Annotated in this window: 7 protein-coding genes; 5 read left to right on the forward strand and 2 right to left on the reverse strand. The window is 37.8% G+C overall.

The features are described 5' to 3' along the window. The 3 genes from xerC to hslU form a co-directional block, all read left to right on the forward strand. A partial coding sequence (gene xerC / locus D6734_12955; protein ID RMF92127.1) for a tyrosine recombinase XerC occupies positions 1–858 on the forward strand: 858 nt, incomplete at its 5' end. A gap of 28 nt (positions 859–886) precedes the next feature. Next, positions 887–1,417: an ATP-dependent protease subunit HslV gene (gene hslV, locus D6734_12960; protein RMF92133.1), complete on the forward strand. Its 531-nt coding sequence runs from the start codon at positions 887–889 to the stop codon at positions 1,415–1,417. 15 nt (positions 1,418–1,432) lie between these two features. After that, on the forward strand, positions 1,433–2,803 hold the full coding sequence (gene hslU, locus D6734_12965; GenBank protein RMF92128.1) for an ATP-dependent protease ATPase subunit HslU: 1,371 nt from the start codon (positions 1,433–1,435) through the stop codon (positions 2,801–2,803). On the opposite strand, the gene D6734_12970 is transcribed toward hslU, so the two are convergent. Continuing rightward, positions 2,800–3,168 carry a divalent-cation tolerance protein CutA gene (locus D6734_12970; GenBank protein ID RMF92129.1) on the reverse strand — a complete coding sequence of 123 codons (369 nt, stop codon included), beginning with the start codon at positions 3,166–3,168 and terminating at the stop codon, positions 2,800–2,802. The two genes, hslU and D6734_12970, sit on opposite strands and share 4 nt — an antisense overlap. A 26-nt stretch (positions 3,169–3,194) precedes the next feature. Between D6734_12970 and D6734_12975 the strand changes: the two genes are divergently transcribed. After that, a complete protein-coding gene (locus tag D6734_12975) occupies positions 3,195–4,091 on the forward strand; it encodes an RNA polymerase sigma factor RpoD/SigA (GenBank protein ID RMF92130.1) in 897 nt (298 codons plus the stop codon). 68 nt (positions 4,092–4,159) lie between these two features. Next, positions 4,160–5,467: a CCA tRNA nucleotidyltransferase gene (locus D6734_12980; GenBank protein RMF92131.1), complete on the forward strand. Its 1,308-nt coding sequence runs from the start codon at positions 4,160–4,162 to the stop codon at positions 5,465–5,467. Here the strand turns inward: D6734_12980 and D6734_12985 are convergent. After that, on the reverse strand, positions 5,464–6,171 hold the full coding sequence (locus D6734_12985) for a response regulator (protein RMF92132.1): 708 nt from the start codon (positions 6,169–6,171) through the stop codon (positions 5,464–5,466). The two genes, D6734_12980 and D6734_12985, sit on opposite strands and share 4 nt — an antisense overlap. Positions 6,172–6,181: the final 10 nt, after the last annotated feature.

The following is a 6,181-nucleotide window of genomic DNA, read 5'->3' on the forward strand; positions in this document are numbered from 1 at the left end:
GAAAAGGGATTTTCTCGTCATACGATTAGAAACTATGAAAATGACCTTAAAGAATTCTTTTCCTTTTTAAATGAGAAAAGGAAAAAGTCTTCTCTTGAGGAAATCTCTTCATTGGATATACGCTCTTTTATTTCCAACTGCATAAAAAAGGGAAACAGCCGTTCAACCGTTTCAAGAAAGCTTTCTACCTTTCGAAGCTTATTCCGTTTTTTTCAGAGGGAAGGAATAATTGAGATAAATCCTGCTCGAGAAATCAGTTTGCCAAAGAAAGGGCGCAGACTTCCTGAATTTTTGAGCATCGATGAGATTTTTAAACTTCTTGAAGATGGTGGCGAAAAAACTTTTATAAATCTGCGCAATATTGCGATTCTTGAGCTTTTGTATGCAACAGGAGTGAGAGTGTCAGAACTCGTTGGTATAAATTTTTCTGATATCGACTATGGAGCTTGCACAATAAGGATAAGAGGGAAGGGGAGAAAAGAAAGAATCGTCCTCTTTGGAGAAAGAGCAAAAACTGCCATTGATAAGTACCTTGACAAACGGCGAAATTTAACAACCGATATTGACAAAGACGCTCTTTTTATAAATAAAAGAGGAAAGAGATTGACAGCAAGGTCTGTAGGAAGAATTGTAGATGAATATTGTCGAAGAAGCGGTATCTATAAGAGAATAGGTCCTCATAAGTTGAGGCATACATTTGCAACTCATATGCTCAATTCCGGTGCAGACCTAAGAACAATACAGGAGCTTTTAGGGCATTCGTCATTGTCCACGACGCAGAAATATACGCATATAGGAATTGATAAACTTGTTGAAGCCTATGACAAATATCATCCGAGATCGAAGTTAAAAAAATAATGAAGGGATAAGGCATATGGATGAAAAAATGGTTAGGAGTACGACAATTTTGTGTGTAAGAAGAAATGGGAAAGTTGCTATGGCAGGTGATGGCCAAGTCACTTTTTCGAATTCGATGATAATGAAAAGAAATGCCAAGAAGGTACGGAGATTGTATAAAGACAAAATACTGGCAGGCTTTTCAGGATCTTCAGCAGATGCGATTACATTGCTTACAAAGTTCGAGGAAAAGCTTGACGAATATTCTGGAAACCTTTCAAGAGCGGCAGTTGAGCTTGCAAGGGATTGGCGAAGGGATAAGATTCTTACCAAGCTGGAAGCTCTAATTATTGTTTCCGACAAAAATAATACTTTTGTAATTTCAGGCACCGGCGATGTAATTGAACCTGACGATGATATTATTGCCATTGGTTCAGGCGGACCTTATGCGCAGGCTGCGGCAAAAGCGTTGATGCTGAAAACTAATATGTCGGCTGTTGAAATTGTGAGAGAAGCAATGGAGATAGCGGCATCTATTTGTGTTTTTACAAATAATGAAATAACAGTTGAAGTGTTATGAAAGGAATGAGGATTTATGGAATCGTTAACACCAAAGGAGATTGTAGAGGCATTAGATAAATATATTATCGGGCAAAGCGATGCTAAAAGAGCAGTTGCCATTGCGATGCGAAACAGATGGAGACGGCAGCAGCTTCCTCCCGATCTTCGGGAAGAGGTTGCGCCGAAAAACATAATAATGATAGGTCCCACAGGTGTTGGGAAGACCGAAATAGCGCGGCGGCTGGCAAAGCTTGCAGATGCGCCGTTTATCAAGGTTGAAGCATCCAAATTCACGGAAGTAGGATATGTGGGCCGCGATGTTGAATCGATGATAAGAGACTTGATGGAATTGGCTGTGAAGATGGTGCGTGATGCTGAGGAGCGCAAGGTGCGAGAAAAAGCTGAGCAGATAGCGGAAGAAAGATTGCTTGATTTGTTGCTTCCTCCGGTGAGAAGCAAAAGCACTGGTTCAGAAGGAGATATATCTGCAGATACAGCAGGGAGACAAATGGACAGTTTTAAGGCAACGAGAGAAAAATTCAGAGAACTGTTGCGAGCCGGAAAACTCGAGGACAGGGAAGTTGAACTGAGTGTTGCAGAAAAGGGTTTCCCCTCGATGATCGAGGTGATTTCAAGCACAGGAGGATTTGAGGAGATTGATTTCAACATCAAAGATATGGTTGGAGGGCTTTTCCCAAAAAGAAACAAAAAGAAAAAAATGAAGGTTGAAGATGCTCGAAAGATATTGATTCAGGAAGAGTCACAAAAACTGGTTGATATGGATAAGGTTCGCGCAATGGCTAAAGATAAGGTTGAGCAGTCTGGAATTATCTTCCTCGATGAGATCGACAAAATTGCGGGGAAGGAAAGCGGTGTTGGGCCTGATGTGTCGCGAGAGGGAGTGCAAAGAGATTTGCTTCCAATAGTGGAAGGAACGAGCGTTGCAACGAAATACGGTTTGGTTAGGACAGACCATATTCTATTTATAGCCGCAGGGGCTTTTCATGTATCAAAACCATCTGATTTGATTCCTGAAATGCAGGGAAGATTTCCTATAAGAGTAAACTTAAATTCTTTGACCAGTGATGATTTCGTAAGAATTTTGACAGAACCGAAGAATGCGCTGATTAAACAATATACAGCTCTTTTGAAGACAGAAGGTGTTGATATTGCTTTTGATGATGATGCGATTAGATGTATTGCCAATATCGCTTCTGTGGTAAATGAAAAGAATGAAAATATTGGAGCGCGAAGACTCCATACTATAATGGAGAAACTTCTCGATGAGATATCCTTCAATGCGCCTTTTATAACCAACAAGACAATTAAAATTACAGAGGATTATGTAAAGGAAAGACTAAGCGATGTAGTCAAAGATGAAAATTTGAGCAGGTATATTCTCTAATCACTTTTGTAGTGGAGAGTTTCATCGACAACCCATTTTGCATATTTTTCATAGAAATTATCAATATTGAGTGATATTATTTCAGGTGTTTCATAAGGGTGAATTTCAAGAAGGCGCTCTTTCAGATGATTGAAGAGGTCTTCTCGTGTTTTTATGAAAAGGAATATCTCTTTTTCTCTGCAAAGTTTTTCTTCCCAAAAGTAGAATGATTCAACATCAGAGAAAAGGGAAACACAGGCGGCAAGCTTCTCTTTGACAAGAGTTTCGGCGATTTCTCTTGCTTTTTTTTCTGAATCAAGAGAAGTTAGAACTAATATTAATTTTATTTTATCCATTTTGCCAAATAAGAACTTTTTGTTTTGCATTATGAATTCAAATCATATAAAAATTTTTGTCAAGTAAGACTTTTCCGGCTGAAAAAATGAAGAAGAAAAAAACAATAAAAGTGCCTACTCATCTGAAGGTTACAGATGATACTCTATCTGCTTATCTGAAGAAGATAGGCAAGATAAAGCTATTGGACAGAGAAGAGGAGATTAGACTTGCAAAGGAAATCAGAAAAGGTGAAGAGGCATTCAAAAAGCTTGTAGAGGCAAATCTTAAATTCGTCGTAAATATTGCGGCGAAGTTCAAAGGATGCGGCCTCAGTTTTCCAGACCTTATCAACGAGGGAAACATAGGTTTGATGCAAGCGGCAAGAAAGTTTGACCCTGATAAAGGTGTAAAGTTTGTTTCCTATGCAGTATGGTGGATAAAACAGAGCATCATTCAAGCTCTCGCCGAACAGACTGGCGCAGTAAAAATACCCGTTAGACAGATTTCAGATTTGAATAGAATAGGCGAAAAATATGATGAGCTTCTTCAAAAGTACGGCAGAGAGCCAAAAGTTTCAGAATTGGCGAAAGCTCTGCATCGCAAAACAAAGGAGATTGAATATCTCCTCCTTTTATCAAAAAGTTCTGTTTCCCTTGAAAATCCAATTTCTGATGAAGATGGAGCCACTTTTCTTGATTTTCTCGAGGCAGAGAGCGCTGAAACTATTGATGAGAAAATCGATAGAAAAAAGATGGAAAAGGAACTCAATGAGCTTTTGAATGAGTTGAAGCCGAAGGAAGCGGAGATACTTCGAAGGAGATTTGGGCTTGGAGGCAGAGAAAGTGAAACATTGGAGCAGATAGGCAAAAGTATGGGATTGTCCCGTGAGAGAATAAGGCAGATTGAAGAAAAGGCAAAAAAGACAATCAGGAAAATGGCAAAAAGCAAAGCGCTGAGAGATTACCTCAAATAAGTCTTACCTTCTGATTTATATTCCATTGCAGGAGTTAGAGTGTGAATCAAAGATTAAACCAACTAATAATGGTTTTAGAGAAGGATGAGCGTATTTCCATACTTCGGAAGATTTCTCAACGAAAGAGGATAAAGATATATCTTGTTGGCGGATTTATTCGGGATTGCTTGCTTGGAAGATTGCCTGTTGATATGGATTACATAGTTGAAAAAGATGCGGAGAAGATTGCACAGGAATTTGCGCAGAAGATAAGAGGGAAATTCATAATTATGGGCAAACCCCCGAAGACAAGTTATCGTGTGGCGGCAAGAGGCAATATCATCGATTTTGTAGATGCCGTTGACGGCATATTGGTAAATGATTTGTCAAAAAGAGATTTTACCATCAACGCCATATCACTTGAGATAAATTCGTGGAAGTTGTTTGACCCATTTAAAGGAATAGAAGACATAGACAATAAGATTATAAGAGAAGTTTCGCCGCAAAGTCTAAAAGATGACCCGATAAGGATTTTGAGGGCAGTTAGATATGCCGCTACGATTGAAGATATGAAAATCGATGATGAAACTTATTTCCATATGGTGAAAGAATCTCCCAATATAATCGATTGTGCCTTTGAAAGGTTTGCAGAAGAGGTAAATAAAATGTTTTTATCCTTTAATCCTCACAGAGGCATAACACTCCTTATTAGAACAAGATTGATTGCAAATATTTTTTGTTCTCTTATGTCTGAAAAAGAATTCAATATGGCGTCTATCGAGCAAGATGAAGACAAATTCATCAGAGAAATATTGCCGCAAATAAAGAATGCTTCAGAAAGCGAAGAATATAGGGATATTTTGCGTCCCTTTGAAAAGGCAAAAGCATTATGGATTTCTGCGCTTTTAATCTTTTATTTGGATAAGTTTGATTCTCATATTACAAAGATAAAAAAAATTTTAAAGCATATGAGGTTTTCTGCAAAAGATGTATCGAGGATTTATAATGTAGTGGCAGGGACATTAGAGCTTTGTGATATTGCAAAAGAAGAAATTGTAGATGATGATAAATTGAAGCTTTTCATCGGCAAGTGGGGAAAAGATTTTGTCGTTATGCAGAATCTTTTTGAAGGATTGTATTTGTTGAAGGGTATCTCAGAAGAAAAAAAGAAGAAAACGTCGGAGAGATTGGCCTCTATTTTTATAGATGATGGAGAAAGGCTCCTTTCCCCGCCGAATCTTGTAAATGGAAATGATGTAAAAAAAATTCTTGGTATGGATGAAAGCGGGACCAAAATTGGAATGGTATTGAAGAAAATCAGAGAGCTTCAATTCATAGGAAGAATAAAGAATAGAGAAGAAGCACTTGAGTTTATTCGAAAGAATGCTGGCACTTAAATGGATTCGAGGTATTTTTTGAAATTATGATAATCCTTTTCAGGAATCTTTTTGAATTCCAATCCGGCATATCTTCTTTTCATTTCTTCATTGTTATTTTCAATTTGGATAATACGCCGTATAATTGATTCAGCATAGATTGACATACCTGAAAGCATAAGGTTCAATTCGATTTCCTGATTTTCTGAAAACTCATAACAGGCGCTCAAAAGGACTCCTGAAAGACTTATGTTTTGAATAGTCGCTTCAATCTTTTTAATTTTTTCCTTTTCCCTTTTTATGATATGGGCAGGTGCTTTTATCGGATAGCGGTTATGCCTTCTTCTATCTGATGTTTCAATTCTTGTAATCTGGTGGAGGTGTTCTGTCCCTGAGAGTTTTTTTATCAGGGATTCAAAAAAATCTGCCGTAACCGGCTTGTTGATATATTCGATAGCGCCGAGACGGGATGCTTTTATATAGCTTTCTACATCTCCGTATGCTGTATAGATAATTACATCTGTATTCAGATTCTTTTCTCGGATGTATTTTAAGAGCTTGAGACCACTGTATTTTTTACCTTTCAATCCTGTGATAAGGATATCATAGATAGAGCTTTTGAGTTTATTTTTTGCTTTTTCTCCATTGTCAAAATATTCTATTGAATACCCTCTTTTGGAGAGATTTTGAGAAAGAATGTATCCTGCCTTGTCTTCTTCATCCACTATGATTATC

The sequence above is a fragment of the Candidatus Schekmanbacteria bacterium genome (assembly GCA_003695725.1).
Lineage (GTDB): Bacteria > Schekmanbacteria > GWA2-38-11 > GWA2-38-11 > J061 > J061.